12 protein-coding genes and 1 other annotated feature are annotated in these 13,757 nt (G+C 47.2%); of the genes, 9 read left to right on the top strand and 3 right to left on the bottom strand.

Going from position 1 to position 13,757, the window contains the following annotated elements:
• Nucleotides 1–61 precede the first annotated feature (61 nt).
• The 3 genes from ACFQZR_RS09525 (at nucleotide 62) to ACFQZR_RS09535 (ending at nucleotide 3,600) form a co-directional block, all read left to right on the top strand.
• Entirely contained in the window at nucleotides 62–1,447 is a 1,386-nt protein-coding gene (locus ACFQZR_RS09525) for a TrkH family potassium uptake protein (protein ID WP_379348782.1), read from the top strand.
• A 17-nt stretch (nucleotides 1,448–1,464) separates the two neighbouring features.
• On the top strand, nucleotides 1,465–2,142 hold the full coding sequence (locus tag ACFQZR_RS09530; protein ID WP_379345183.1) for a potassium channel family protein: 678 nt from the start codon (nucleotides 1,465–1,467) through the stop codon (nucleotides 2,140–2,142).
• 222 nt (nucleotides 2,143–2,364) lie between these two features.
• Nucleotides 2,365–3,600: a cation:proton antiporter gene (locus tag ACFQZR_RS09535; RefSeq protein WP_379345185.1), complete on the top strand. Its 1,236-nt coding sequence runs from the start codon at nucleotides 2,365–2,367 to the stop codon at nucleotides 3,598–3,600.
• A 24-nt stretch (nucleotides 3,601–3,624) separates the two neighbouring features.
• On the opposite strand, the gene ACFQZR_RS09540 is transcribed toward ACFQZR_RS09535, so the two are convergent.
• A complete protein-coding gene (locus tag ACFQZR_RS09540) occupies nucleotides 3,625–4,551 on the bottom strand; it encodes a LysR family transcriptional regulator (RefSeq protein WP_379345188.1) in 927 nt (308 codons plus the stop codon).
• 167 nt (nucleotides 4,552–4,718) lie between these two features.
• Between ACFQZR_RS09540 and ACFQZR_RS09545 the strand changes: the two genes are divergently transcribed.
• From ACFQZR_RS09545 to sdhB, 3 genes are read left to right on the top strand one after another with little or no spacing between them, the layout of a single operon-like run.
• A complete protein-coding gene (locus tag ACFQZR_RS09545; RefSeq protein WP_314589614.1) occupies nucleotides 4,719–5,393 on the top strand; it encodes a succinate dehydrogenase cytochrome b558 subunit in 675 nt (224 codons plus the stop codon).
• A gap of 13 nt (nucleotides 5,394–5,406) precedes the next feature.
• The gene (sdhA, locus tag ACFQZR_RS09550; RefSeq protein WP_379345190.1) at nucleotides 5,407–7,164 is read left to right on the top strand and encodes a succinate dehydrogenase flavoprotein subunit; all 1,758 of its coding nucleotides are present in this window, start codon (nucleotides 5,407–5,409) and stop codon (nucleotides 7,162–7,164) included.
• 2 nt (nucleotides 7,165–7,166) lie between these two features.
• Nucleotides 7,167–7,931 carry a succinate dehydrogenase iron-sulfur subunit gene (sdhB, locus tag ACFQZR_RS09555; protein ID WP_379345192.1) on the top strand — a complete coding sequence of 255 codons (765 nt, stop codon included), beginning with the start codon at nucleotides 7,167–7,169 and terminating at the stop codon, nucleotides 7,929–7,931.
• A gap of 209 nt (nucleotides 7,932–8,140) precedes the next feature.
• Here sdhB and ACFQZR_RS09560 read toward each other — a convergent pair whose 3' ends face one another.
• Nucleotides 8,141–9,223, bottom strand: coding sequence for a bifunctional 3-deoxy-7-phosphoheptulonate synthase/chorismate mutase (locus ACFQZR_RS09560; protein ID WP_379345195.1), 1,083 nt, complete (start codon nucleotides 9,221–9,223; stop codon nucleotides 8,141–8,143).
• A gap of 319 nt (nucleotides 9,224–9,542) precedes the next feature.
• Nucleotides 9,543–9,791, bottom strand: a binding site (T-box leader).
• A gap of 270 nt (nucleotides 9,792–10,061) precedes the next feature.
• Between ACFQZR_RS09560 and ACFQZR_RS09565 the strand changes: the two genes are divergently transcribed.
• The 3 genes from ACFQZR_RS09565 to ACFQZR_RS09575 all read left to right on the top strand — a co-directional run bounded on the left by ACFQZR_RS09565 (nucleotide 10,062) and on the right by ACFQZR_RS09575 (nucleotide 12,780).
• Nucleotides 10,062–10,922 carry a metallophosphoesterase gene (locus tag ACFQZR_RS09565; RefSeq protein WP_379345197.1) on the top strand — a complete coding sequence of 287 codons (861 nt, stop codon included), beginning with the start codon at nucleotides 10,062–10,064 and terminating at the stop codon, nucleotides 10,920–10,922.
• A 29-nt stretch (nucleotides 10,923–10,951) separates the two neighbouring features.
• Nucleotides 10,952–11,707, top strand: a complete 756-nt coding sequence (locus ACFQZR_RS09570) for a metallophosphoesterase family protein (protein ID WP_379345199.1) — start codon at nucleotides 10,952–10,954, stop codon at nucleotides 11,705–11,707.
• 89 nt (nucleotides 11,708–11,796) lie between these two features.
• Nucleotides 11,797–12,780: a DMT family transporter gene (locus ACFQZR_RS09575; protein ID WP_379345201.1), complete on the top strand. Its 984-nt coding sequence runs from the start codon at nucleotides 11,797–11,799 to the stop codon at nucleotides 12,778–12,780.
• Between the two features lie 160 nt (nucleotides 12,781–12,940).
• Here the strand turns inward: ACFQZR_RS09575 and ACFQZR_RS09580 are convergent, their stop codons facing one another.
• Complete coding sequence (locus ACFQZR_RS09580) at nucleotides 12,941–13,756, bottom strand: histidinol-phosphatase (RefSeq protein WP_379345203.1); 816 nt, start codon at nucleotides 13,754–13,756, stop codon at nucleotides 12,941–12,943.
• Between the last annotated feature and the right edge of the window lies 1 nt (nucleotide 13,757).

A 13,757-nucleotide genomic window follows, 5' to 3' on the forward strand; every position in this document is an offset into this window, starting at 1 on the left:
TTCATCTGCTGAGTACCAGCGTATGATCAAGAATGCCCTAAAAACATTGTATGACAAAATGATGGAGATCAAGTATACTTGCTTTGGTATTTTAGTGAAGGGAAGGGTATTTTTGAAAAAGAAATTTTTTGCGTTAACGCCACCTCGTATCTTATCCCTTGGATTTGCGTCCATAATTCTGCTGGGCTCATTCCTCTTGATGCTACCGATATCGAATGTTGACGGCGTACAGCTTGATTTCGTAGATGCGTTGTTCACAGCGACCTCAGCGACATGTGTGACGGGATTGATCGTTGTAGATACAGGAACGCATTTCACCGTCTTTGGGCAGGTCGTGTTGATGTTCCTTATTCAGATTGGCGGACTTGGATTTATGACCATGGCTACTTTATTCGCTCTTGTCCTGAAGAAAAGGATCTCCTTGTCGGAGCGCTTGATTTTACAAGAGGCGATGAATCAATCGAGTATGGAAGGCATCGTTCGTTTGATTCGAAGGGTCCTTATTTATTCGGTTTCGATCGAAGCAGCCGCTGCATTATTGTTCACGATCCGTTGGTCCTTCGATATGCCGTTCATCCGTGCACTCTATTTCGGTATATTCCATGCGGTATCCTTCTTCAACAATGCCGGGTTTGACATATTCGGGCATTTCTCGAGTTTAACGGCCTATGTCAGCGACCCGCTTGTCAATATCGTCTCCATGCTCCTTATTATCTTCGGCGGCATCGGATTTATTGTCATGGCGGATTTGGTTGATTTTAGAAATCGAAAAAAATTGTCTTTACATACAAAAGTCGTTTTATCGATGACGAGTTTTTTGATCGTTTTTGGTGCGATAGTCATTTTCGTCTTTGAATTTACGAATAATAAGACATTGGCTCCATTGGATTGGACAGGTAAAATACTCGCCTCCTTCTTCCAATCGGTGTCCCCGCGTACGGCAGGTGCGAACACACTCGATATCGGCAGCATGCGGCAGGCATCGCAGTTCTTTACGATTATTCTGATGTTTATTGGTGCATCCCCCGGATCGACTGGAGGCGGGATTAAGACGACGACCTTTACCATCTTGATCATGGCTGTCATTTCTATGATTCGCGGTAAAGAAGATGTGGTCATGTTCCGGTATCGTCTGGCGAAAGAGCGAATATTCAAAGCGTTAACGATCACGTTCTTGTCTCTGATGCTCGTCGTGTTCGTCTCGATGCTGCTCTCAACAACAGAAGACCATCATTTCTTAATGATTTTGTATGAGACGACCTCGGCCTTCGGAACGGTAGGATTATCGATGGGGTTGACGGCAGATTTAACCGTGTTCGGAAAAATTATGATTAGCCTGATGATGTTTATGGGAAGACTTGGACCATTAACTCTAGCTTATGCGATTGGACCAAAGACAGAGAAAGAATTATACCGTCATCCCGAAGGCAAAATGATTATTGGATAGGAGATCGGAAGAAAGACATGAAAACAGAACAATTTGTAGTGATTGGATTAGGACGATTTGGTTCAAGTCTTGCGAAGGAATTGATTGAGCTAGGGCACGAAGTGTTGGGGATTGATAAAGATGAAGAGGTAGTCGATGCTATAGGCCGTAAGATAACCCACGCGGTCGTTGCGGATGCGACGGATGTGGAGACGCTGCGTTCTTTAGGGGTTCGCAATTTCGATTGCGGAGTCGTCGCGATTGGGGACGATATTCAGACGAGTATTCTGGCAACGATTCAGCTGAAGGAGCTTGGTGTGAAGAAGGTTGTTGCCAAAGCAATCTCTGATCTGCATGGTCGCGTGCTTGAGCGGATCGGCGTTGACCGTGTGATTTTCCCAGAGCGGGATATGGGGATTCGGGTGGCGCATCAGCTGGTGTCTCCGAACTTGCTCGACTACATCGAACTGTCTAAAGATTATTCGATTGCGGAGTTGACCGTTCCTAGTTGTCTGGATGGCATCTCGCTCAAAGATCTCAATCCGAGATCCCGTTTTGGCTGCAGTATTGTTGCGATCAATAAGAAGGAAGGGGTTATCATCGTACCTACGGCAGAACAAGTGCTTTCTGAGAAAGACATTATGGTCATCATTGGGACGAATGAGCAAATCGACGCCTTCGAAGAGCGAATGACGGTTGGACAAGTTTTGGCTTAAAGAGGTTGTTCAAAAAGTCATCTTTTGATCACGAAGTATTTCATGGAGCGTATTCGACATCGAATCTTGCGTTCATCCTCGAAGTCCGGTACTCATTTAGGTTTTGCCTAAACTCCGTTCCTCCTTCTTCGGATTCTCGCAACCTTCTCGGTGCTGAAAAGCCAACTTTTTGAACACGCATTTAAAGCATTAATGAATTGATCATTCAAGGACGTGGTAGACTTGGGAACAGCAACGGGAGAAATCATTCAGCATCTATTGATTGTACTTGTATTAATCTTCATCGCAGGCATGGTATCCGGCAAAATTGCTGCATGGCTGAAGCTCCCAGATGTGGTTGTTTTTATTCTGATCGGTATGGTGCTTGGCCAAGGACTGCATTGGATTCATGAGACGAGCAGTTCGGTGCTCAATCAGACGATCTTAACGGCTGGTTCTACATTAATTCTGTTCGATGGCGGGCGGAATATTGGACTTCATGGGCTTCGCAAAGTCTGGATCACGATTTCCTTATTAAGTGTGCCAGGGGTGTTGATCACTGTCGGTGTCGTCGGTGTAGCCGTGCATTATTTGTTCGGGCTTGGATGGATTTTGTCGCTATTGGTGGGTGCAGTAATCGCATCAACGGACCCAGCATCGATCATTCCGGTCTTCAGGCAGGTCAAGATTCGGGACAAGGTACGTGAGACGGTTGAGAGTGAGTCGGCATTTAATGATGCGACGGGGTCTATTATTACCTTTACCTTGCTCGCTGTGGTCTTAGGCCAAGGAAGTTTGGAAGCAGGTCCGATGATTTTTGATTTCTTGAAGACAGCAGTTGGTGGAATTATTGTTGGGGTGGTCGTCGCAATCCCGTTCTCGTATTTGACAGGACATCATCGATTTGCAGTCTTACGTGAGTATACGACGATTGCGATGATCGTTGTCGCGCTTGCGGCGTACTTGACTGGGGATTTGTTGCATGTTAGCGGCTTTATGGCGACATTCGTTGCGGGTCTAATCTGGGGCAATGAGAAGACATTCGGATTATCGATGCATGAGAAACGCCAAGAGATGGATCACTTCGCAGATAATATTACCGTATTGATGCGCATGCTAATCTTCATTCTGCTTGGCAGTCAAGTCAACTTCCACGTGTTGATCGAATATTTCTGGCCAAGTCTTGCCGTTGTGTTGGTGCTGATGTTCATTGCGAGACCGCTCACCGTCATAGCTTGTGCACTCCCTGATCGAAGAGCCAAATGGACGTGGCGCGAGATGGCGTTCATGGTATGGGTACGTGAGACGGGCGTCATTCCGGCCGCGTTATCGGGGATGATTGTCGCGTCAGGTGTGGAGCATGCGGATATTATTGCATCCGTTACCTTCATGGCGATCATGCTCACGATTCTGGTACAGGCAAGCACAACGGCCTGGGTCGCGCGGAAGCTGGGACTTGAAGTGAAGCCGAATAATTAATGCTGATGGCCTTGCCATGGATGTTTAAATTCCATGGCTTTTTGCTTTTGCGGTAAAAGACTGCAGCTTCGCATATGAAGAGGCTTCTTGAATGAGCATTTGCGCCGAAGTGCTTAGGGATGCAGGGTCGGAATAGATCAAAGATGTCGTACGCTTGGTCTGCTCCAATTCACGTAAATGGACGACCGTTAGCTCGTTATCAGCTAATAATTGCGGTCTAAGATACGAGTGAGGCAGAAGAGTTGCTGACTTCCCAGTTGAGAGCAAACGAATGATGGCTTCAAAGGAGTCAATCTCCATGCGAACATCTGGAATAACCCGGCAACGATGGAATAGATCATCGGTTAGTATACGGTACCAGGTGCCTCTCGAGAATAGGATCATCGGGAGGCCGTTCAAATCTTGTATATCAATTGTTTTCTTGGCATGCAGCACATGGTGCTTCGGGAGTACGAGATCCAGATGGTCTTCGAATAAAGGAAGGCACTGGAGCGGTGGTTCATTAATTAAAGAAGCAACAAGACCGATATCGACCTTCTTTTCCCGGACGAGGGTGACGATCTCGTGGGTTTTGCCTGTGATCGCCTTCATCTCCGTCTCGGGATGCTTGCTCAGGAAGACATGAATAAGGTCGGGGAGCGTAGATTGCAGGGTTGTTAGACTGGCCCCGATCGTAATCATACTTTTATCCGTTGCTTTATATTCAGCGATGGTCTGCAGCAGATCACGTTCGATTTGCCGCATTTCGAGTGCGAATTCATAGGTGAGCTGGCCGATTCTTGTCAGTTCGAGCTTCTTACCATTTCGAGTAAAGAGTTGTACACCAAGCTGGTCTTCCAGTTTGGTAATTTTTCTGGAGAGGGCTGGTTGTGATAAATTCAACAGCTGAGAGGCTTTGTTCAGACTCGACTGTTCAACGACTGCTGCAAAATATTGCATCATTTCTAACATTTCGACACCTCTTATGCAAATTAGTTATAAAAACTAATAGAAAATACGCATTTCCATTATAAGCGAAAAAGGAGTAACATGATAGATGGTATAAACCATTCACAACTTGTTCACATGAAAAATGGAAACTAATCAATGGCAACGATTGAAAGGGGAAACGCTTACTTATGAAAGGGACTTCTTTTTATTCACGGAAGTTGCACTCGCTACTCGGGATTATTCCGCTGGGCTTGTTTATCCTGGAGCACATGTTGACGAACTACTCCGCGTTCGAAGGAGGCAAGGAAGGTTTTAATAGCAGCGTTAAATTTCTTAACGATCTCCCGTTAGTTACCTTCTTAGAAATCTTCGGGATTTTCTTGCCGCTGCTCTATCACGGTGTATATGGTCTCTATATTGCCTATCAAGCTAGAAATAATGTCAGCAATTACAGCTACGGTCGTAACATCATGTTCATGCTGCAACGGGTTACGGGTGTCATTACGTTCATCTTCGTTGTATGGCATCTATATACCACGCGTTTTCAAGTTACGCTTGGCAATTTGACGCATGAAGAACTTGGTCAGCACATGAATGATATTTTATCACAACCTGTTTTCTTTATCTTTTACGTCATTGGGGTTGTAGCTGCGGTATTCCATTTCAGCAACGGACTATGGTCGTTCCTTGTGAGCTGGGGGATTACGGTTGGACCACGCGCACAACGTGTATCTTCTTATATTTGCATGGGCGTATTCGTTCTTGTATCGCTCTTGTTCATTCTGTCACTGGTTGCATTCACAGGCAGTGAATTTGAAGCAGCAGGGCTTGTAAATTTGGCAACTGGCATGATTAACGGTTAAGGGGTGGAATGGAATGTCGAAATCTAAAATCATCGTCGTAGGCGGCGGACTAGCAGGTCTGATGGCCACGATCAAAGCAGCAGAAGCAGATGTACATGTAGAACTATTCTCGCTTGTACCAGTGAAACGTTCTCACTCCGTATGTGCACAGGGCGGAATTAACGGTGCCGTAAATACGAAAGGTGAAGGCGACTCCACATGGGAGCACTTTGACGATACGGTATATGGGGGAGACTTCTTAGCGAACCAACCTCCAATCAAAGCGATGTGTGATGCAGCGCCAGGGATTATCCACTTGATGGACCGCATGGGTGTCATGTTCAACCGTACACCAGAGGGATTACTTGATTTCCGCCGGTTCGGTGGAACGAAATACAGCCGTACAGCATTTGCGGGGGCGACGACAGGACAGCAGCTCTTGTACGCACTCGATGAGCAAGTTCGTCGTCATGAGGCAGCTGGGCTTGTAACAAAACGCGAGCATTGGGAGTTCTTATCGGCGGTCATCGATGACGAGGGCGTATGCCGCGGGATTACTGCGCAAGATCTTCGTACAATGGAAGTTGTTACATTCGCAGCGGATGCGGTTATTCTGGCAACAGGCGGTCCTGGTATTATTTTCGGTAAAACAACGAACTCGGTTATCAACACAGGAACAGCAGCGAGCGCAGTGTATCAGCAAGGCGTTCATTACGCGAACGGGGAGTTCATTCAGATTCACCCGACGGCGATTCCTGGGGACGATAAGCTTCGCTTGATGTCGGAGTCTGCACGCGGTGAAGGCGGACGGATCTGGACATATAAAGACGGTAAGCCTTGGTATTTCCTTGAAGAGAAATATCCGGCATACGGTAACCTTGTGCCGCGGGATATTGCAACACGTGAAATTTTTAGCGTCTGTGTGGATCAGAAACTGGGGATTAACGGCGAGAACATGGTATACCTTGACTTGTCGCACAAAGATCCGAAAGTACTAGATGTGAAACTCGGCGGCATTATTGAGATTTATGAGAAATTCATGGGTGATGACCCTCGTAAAATTCCGATGAAAATCTTCCCGGCAGTCCATTATTCGATGGGCGGCATGTGGGTCGACTACAATCAAATGACGAACATTCCTGGATTATTCGCAGCCGGCGAATGTGAATACCAATATCACGGTGCGAACCGTCTGGGCGCGAACTCGCTCTTGTCCGCCATCTACGGCGGGATGGTATCCGGACCGAAGGCAGTTGAATATATCCGCGGCTTGAAGAAATCGGCTGAAGATATCTCCTCCTCCGTATTCGATCGCGAGAGCAAGAAGCAGACGGACAAGTACGAGAGCTTGCTTAAGATGGAAGGCAAAGAGAATGCCTATGTATTGCATAAAGAACTTGGTGAGTGGATGACGAATAACATGACCGTGGTTCGTTATAACAAAAAGCTTGAAGAGACTATCGCCAAGATCAAAGAATTAAAGCAGCGTTACCAGAACATCAATATGACCGATACGGCGCGTTGGAACAACCAAGGAGTAGCCTTTACGCGTCAACTCTGGAACATGTTAGAGTTATCCGAAGCGATGACGTTAGGCGCATTAATGCGTAATGAGAGCCGTGGTGCGCATTACAAACCGGAATTCCCGGATCGTAACGATGAAGATTTCATGAAGACGACGAAAGCAGCATGGACGCCAGATGGCCCAACGATTTCGTATGAAGAGGTAGATGTATCGCTTATTAAACCGCGTAAACGCGATTATTCGACAGATAAGAAGAAAGGAGAATAACGATGGCGGAGACTACAGTATCATCCAAAACCGTTAAATTCATCGTCACGCGTCAGGATAAACCGGATGCGAAGTCTTATACAGAAGAATTCGAAGTGCCTTACCGTCCAGGGATGAACGTGATTAGTGCCTTAATGGAAATTCAGCGGAATCCGAAGAATTCGAGTGGTCAATCGACATCGCCGGTATGCTGGGAATCCAACTGTTTGGAGGAAGTATGCGGGGCATGTTCGATGGTCATTAACGGCAAACCGCGTCAAGCTTGCTCGGCGCTCGTCGACAAACTCGAGCAGCCGGTACGTATAGCACCGATGAGCACCTTCCCAGTCGTTCGCGACCTTGTCATTGACCGCAGCCGGATGTTCAACGCCTTAAAGAAAGTGAAGGCATGGATTCCGATTGATGGGACATATGACCTTGGTCCGGGACCACGGATGGCAGAATCCAAACGCCAATGGGCGTACGAATTGTCGAAGTGTATGACATGCGGTGTCTGCTTAGAAGCTTGTCCGAACGTGAACGAAAAAACAAGCTTTATCGGACCTGCGCCGATCTCACAAGTTCGCTTGTTCAACGCGCACCCAACAGGTGAGATGAACAAGGATGAGCGTCTAGATGCCTTGATGGAAGAGGGCGGAATCGAAGGCTGCGGTAACTCGCAGAACTGTGTACGTTCTTGTCCGAAGGGCATTCCACTCACAACTTCGATCGCTGAGATGAACAAGGCGACAACGAAGCATATGTTCAAGAAATGGTTAGGCGTATAACACAACTTTAGCAAAAGTGAAATGAGCAAAAGCTGTGTTAGGTGAAGAGCAGCATCATAAAAAGGCATACCTTGAAGCACTGGATCGGTTGAATGAATCAACCACCTGTAGCTTCGGGGTATGCCTTTTCTTGTTCGTATTGCATTTACCGGGGTCCCCGCAAAGTACCTGGATCGTTTCGAGGTCAAAGCATCACTTTGTGGGGTATGTTATTCGTTGAACAATCCGGAAGATTTGACACGGTGCCAGAAATCATGGAATTGATCGATATTGAGCTGCTGCTGCGCATCGGACAGAGCGGTTGCTGGGTCTGGATGTACCTCCACCATAATGCCATCCGCACCTGCGGCGAGTGCTGCCTTCGCACAAGGAACGAGAATATCCTTGCGTCCTGTCGAGTGCGTGACATCGACGAGCACGGGTAAATGTGTCTCTTGCTTCAAGATCGGAACAGCCGAGATGTCTAGCGTATTCCGTGTCCATTTCTCATAGGTACGAATGCCGCGTTCGATCATGATGACATTCGGATTGCCTCCAGCAACAATGTACTCTGCTGCGAGGATGAACTCTTCGATCGTTGCTGCAAGTCCGCGCTTGAGTACGATGGGAACGCCTACTTGGCCAGCGGCCTTAAGGAGCTCGAAGTTCTGCATATTCCGTGCGCCGATCTGAATGATATCGATATACTCTGCGGCCAGCTCGATATGTCCTGGGTGTACAATTTCGCTGATCGTCACCATATCGAGTTCTTCACCAACTTGCTTCAGCAGCTTCAATCCTTCAATGCCAAGACCTTGGAAGTCATACGGAGATGTCCGTGGTTTGAAGGCGCCGCCGCGAAGCACGCGGATACCGGATTCTTTCAGTGCCGTGGCAACGGTCTTGAGCTGGTCATAGGATTCCACCGAACACGGTCCGGCGATCATTACTTGCGCAGATCCACCGATCGGCACGCCTTTCACATCAACAATTGTATTCTCTTGCTGCTTCTTCCGGCTGACGAGCAGAATTTTCTTGTGATCATCTTGCTGCAGATCAAGTGATGCTTTGAAGATTTGCTTGAATAAATGCTTGATTGTCGCATCCTCGAATGGACCATCGTTGCGTGCGACAAGCTCCTCGAGCATCTCGCGCTCACGTACTGGATCATATTTGGGAATCCCTTGCTTCTGCTTCACGATGCCGATTTCTTGGGCAATGACCGCGCGCTCGCTTAATAGGGATAATAATTTTAGGTTAATTTCATCTAATTGATTACGTAACTGGTCTAAATCTTGTCTCTTCTCACTCATCTCAAATCGCTCCTTTTTAGAGGCTATTCATAAAGTTATCTTTTGATCACGAAGTATTTCATGAAGCGAATTCAACATCGAATCTTGCGTTCACCCTCGAAGAGCATACGCTTACGATGTATGTTTCCTTCTGAAACATTTCAGGTACTCATTTAGGTTTTGCCTAAACTCCGTTTCCTCCTTCTTCGGATTCGCACAACCTTCTTGGTGCTGAAAAGCCGACTTTTTGAATTCTCATTTTATATTCTCTACTCAGATTATCGCCGAATTCCATGCTCTTGCGTTCTAAGGGCCCTTAGAACGCAAAAAGACTGCCTAATCAAGGGACGGTGAAACTCCGTGGTACCACCCTTGTTAGACAGCCGTAAATTCAGCTTTCTCGCTCAATGCATGGTAACGTCATGCGGACGGACCTCCCTAGTGAAGGATGAATAACATTCTTCCTGGTTCAGGTGTCAACTCTGGAGTGAACTTCAGCAAATCATTTCCTTCCGTGTGCTCTCAGTCGGTCGGCACACAGTCCCTGTAAGGCTGTCTTTCGCTTACTTTTCTCCGTCATCGTCTGTAATAAGTATCATATTCCTCAAATTCAAACCGGTTAATAGAGATTGTAATCCCATGATCTGAAATATGCAATAGGCTCGTGTGAAGCTTTAACAATTTATATCTGTAAAGTAATACAGTAAGGACATCCTGTTCCTGTATCACCGTGAAAACCAACGGTTGCAAGAAAGGTTGTGCTGCTAGGTATCGAGCTTCTTGCCCGATAGTTCAATTTTCCTTTGACTGGATGAAGATGGTATACTATAAGTTAGCATATGGGTGTACGGGAGGACAAATGGGGAACAAGCGAAAGATGACACGACGTTCATTCTTGAAGCGGAGTGCGTTAACGCTTCTGGGCATGGCAGTGGCTGGGGGGACATATACGCGGTTTATCGAACCGGGATGGATCGAGTGGAAGCGAATGATTCATTATAGCAGCCGGCTGCCGGAGGCGTTTCATAACCTGCGAATAATTCATTTTAGCGATCTACATTTTGGATATCATATGAATGCGGAGCGGCTTCTTAGCATCGTAGAGCAGATGAATGAAGAACGGGCGGACCTTATCCTTTTTACGGGGGATCTGATAGATAATGGGCTTGCAAAAGTGGATCAGGTTATTCCAGCGTTGAAGAAGCTTCATGCACCGCTTGGGAAGTTCGCTGTACTCGGAAATCATGATTTCCGTCATGCGCCGGAGTCGAAATCGACGAATGCCTTAGAACAGGCTGGATTTCGAGTGCTCAAAAATCAACATGTAGATCTGGTGCGCAGCGGTGCAAAAATTGCGGTGGCGGGGCTCGAAGATTGGTTCGGCGGTTTCCCGAATGTTAGGGAGGCTGTGAAAGGGATCCTAGCGGATTGCTATACGCTGCTGTTAGCACATGAACCGGATCTGGCTGATGAGGCCATGAAATATGCGATAGATCTTCAGTTATCGGGGCATAGTCATGGGGGACAAGTACGCATTCCGGGCGTTCCTGTGAAGTGGAATCCAGAGATGGGGCAGAAATACCCGGACGGCCTCTATACATTTCCGAATTCGGAATTTAAAGTGTATACCAACCGCGGGCTGGGAATGACCTTTCTTCCCGTCCGCTTCTTATGTCGACCGGAAATTACGGTCCATACGTTAAGGCGGCAAGTAACATAGCCGCAGGCAGTAATCAAGGAGGATTTATTGTGCAACGAATTGCTATCCTATCAGATATTCATGGCAACATGCCTGCACTGGAAGCCGTGCTCGCAGATATTAGTAAACGGGGAATTAAGCGGATTATTTGCCTAGGAGACTTGGCAGGTAAAGGGCCCAATCCCATTGAAGCAGTCGATCGGATTCGCGATTGCTGCGAGATCGTTATTCGTGGCAATTGGGATGAGCTCATCGGGCGTCAGCTGACGGATAAGGAGATATTTACATGGCATGAGGATCGGCTCGGAGCAGACAGGTTGCATTACTTAGCGAATCTCCCGTTCAGCTATGACATGGAGATGAGTGGGAAACGGATACGGTTTGTCCATGCTTCGCCGCAGAGTGTCTACCATCGGGTTCAGCCTTGGGACAGTGAGGAACGTAGACTCGGGATGTTCGACAACACACCGGAGACAGGTAAATTGGAGGAAGACCCGAAGCCAGAAGTTGTCGGCTACGGAGATATTCACAATGTCTATGTACAGCATATGGAGCGCCGGATGCTGTTCAATGTGGGCAGCGTCGGGAATGCACTGGATATGATCCAAGCATCCTACGCGATCATGGAAGGCACGGAGGGCGGAAGTGCACTCGATCCATTCTCTATCCAGCTTGTACGCGTACCCTATGACATAGAGCTCGCTGTGCAGCATGCACTCGAAGCGGGTGTGCCAGAGATGGAGATGTACATACGGGAACTACGGACTGGTGTGTATCGTGGGCTGCAGCAATGGGCTGAAAAATAATTGTTGATGATCATGCTGATTAGGAGCATAATGGGATACGTGTGTCTAATGTCACACCAAGGATCAATCAAAAAGGTGGCAAACATCCTGTGAAAGCAAAAAGTTGGTTTACGCATCCAATCGGTATTATCGTCAGCTCTGTTGCTGCAACATTACTCTGGGGCAGTGCTGTTCCCTTTGTGAAATTAAGCTATGTGGAGCTTCAAATTTCGAAGCAAGATGTGTTCGAGCAGCTCATATTTGCGGGCTATCGATTCGCACTCGCAGGTTTATTGTTATATTTGCTGCTAAAGCTCGCTTCCATCGGGAAATCAGCAGGCAGTCAGCAGGCGAATGAGTTTACGGGGAAGTTAAGTGTATGGCGTCTCTCTCGGCTTGCACTTGTACAGACCTTCTTACAATACCTATTCTTCTATATCGGTCTGATGCATTCGTCTGGGATTCAAGGGGCGATTATATCGGGTTCGGCTTCATTCTTCCAAATGTTATTCGCGCAAGCGATGTACCGGAATGAACCGTTCACATCAGCTAAGATTACGGGCTTGTTCCTTGGATTCGTGGGTGTATTTGCCGTCGGATTCACGCAGAGCGGATTGCATTTCCAATTCGGGTTCGGTGAGATTTGCTTACTCTTATCTGCTGCCTTCGGTGCGTTCGGGAATGTGCTCGCGCGGCACGAATCGGGCAGAGTATCTGTGCTTGAACTTACCGCGAAGCAAATGCTGATCGGGGGGCTAGGCCTTGCGGCGATCGGTGTCGTTCGTACAGGATTCATGCCGTTTCATTTCGATATGAAGACAGGGATCATCTTCATCTATCTTGCGTTCGTCTCGGCTGCGGCGTTCGGACTCTGGAATATGGTCATGAAATATAATAAAGTCGGGAAAGTCTCAATGTACCTTTTCCTGATTCCAGTATTCGGCGTAATCTTGTCTTCCATCATTCTTGGCGAGACGATACACATTTGGGTTGTTCTAGCACTAGCAAGCGTGGTCTCCGGTATTATTATCGTGAACCGCTCGCATGCAACGACGAAAGCCGTAAGAGAATCAGACCTGGAAATAGCGCAATAAACTGCTGTGGCTTGCAGCTTTGTTCATTTGTTACACAAATGAAATGGTTCTGTGATACGACCATAATGTTGAAGGGGTAAGATGTACTCAAGACCCCCTTTTAATAAATAAACTTGAGGACCTACCAACGTGGCAGGTCCTCCTTTTTTTTTGGTGTGATCTAGAGTTGCACGATTTGCTTCTGCTTCTGTTTGTAATAGACCCACGATGTGAATCCGATCTGCTTCAAACGGTCGCGAACTTGTTCCCATTCGTCACCAACACGGCTTGGGACGTGTGCATCAGAGCCGAAGGTAACATCCACGTGATGGAACAGGGCACGTTCAAGGATATCATCCGATGGATACCAACCGCCGCTCAGCTTTGTTTTCCCCGATGTATTGATTTCGATGGCAATACCGCTCTCACCGATTACTCGGAGTGTCTCATCAATCGCCGTATGCGCTTCAATGTTAGAAAATTCAGGATAATTACCTTTCATCGCATCGATGTGACCAAGGATTTGGAACATCCCACTTGATGCAGAATCTCGGATCATGCCGTAATAAATGTTCTTCGCTTCGATCATCCGTGCCGTCGTTAGGCCCTTCCAACGATTTTTGTTAAATATACTTACGCCCTCCGTCTGGTGAACAGAACCGATTACATAGTCAAAGGGGTATTCTGCATATATTTGTTGATAGAGAGAGGCGTGTTCCGGGAAAAAATCCGATTCGACGCCGAGCAGGACATCAATTTGCCCCTCATATTTCGTCTTAAGTCGCAGCACCTCATGAATATAGTTCGCAAATTCGCTCTTTGCCATCGCAATGCGGGGTTGAGCTTGATCTTCGGGGCTGCCGAAGTAAGGCGAGTGATCCGAAATTCCAATGACTTGAAGCCCGGCTTGGATACCCGCTTGGATATAGTCTTCAATATTGCCATCCGCATGCCCGCAGCGAAAATGATGTGTATGCAAATCAAATTTCGTAGTCATC

Origin of the sequence: Paenibacillus sp. GCM10027629, from assembly GCF_042676425.1 — a bacterium.
Classification (GTDB): Bacteria; Bacillota; Bacilli; order Paenibacillales; family Paenibacillaceae; genus Paenibacillus_K; species Paenibacillus_K terrigena.

What these genes read in the sequence shown, in the direction of transcription:
- sdhA (WP_379345190.1), top strand. Translation starts at nt 5,407, where the DNA reads ATGTCGAAATCTAAAATCATCGTCGTAGGCGGCGGACTAGCAGGTCTG.
- ACFQZR_RS09540 (WP_379345188.1), bottom strand. Translation starts at nt 4,551, where the DNA reads ATGTTAGAAATGATGCAATATTTTGCAGCAGTCGTTGAACAGTCGAGT.
- ACFQZR_RS09560 (WP_379345195.1), bottom strand. Translation starts at nt 9,223, where the DNA reads ATGAGTGAGAAGAGACAAGATTTAGACCAGTTACGTAATCAATTAGAT.
- ACFQZR_RS09545 (WP_314589614.1), top strand. Translation starts at nt 4,719, where the DNA reads ATGAAAGGGACTTCTTTTTATTCACGGAAGTTGCACTCGCTACTCGGG.
- ACFQZR_RS09580 (WP_379345203.1), bottom strand. Translation starts at nt 13,756, where the DNA reads ATGACTACGAAATTTGATTTGCATACACATCATTTTCGCTGCGGGCAT.
- sdhB (WP_379345192.1), top strand. Translation starts at nt 7,167, where the DNA reads ATGGCGGAGACTACAGTATCATCCAAAACCGTTAAATTCATCGTCACG.
- ACFQZR_RS09525 (WP_379348782.1), top strand. Translation starts at nt 62, where the DNA reads ATGGAGATCAAGTATACTTGCTTTGGTATTTTAGTGAAGGGAAGGGTA.
- ACFQZR_RS09565 (WP_379345197.1), top strand. Translation starts at nt 10,062, where the DNA reads ATGGGGAACAAGCGAAAGATGACACGACGTTCATTCTTGAAGCGGAGT.
- ACFQZR_RS09530 (WP_379345183.1), top strand. Translation starts at nt 1,465, where the DNA reads ATGAAAACAGAACAATTTGTAGTGATTGGATTAGGACGATTTGGTTCA.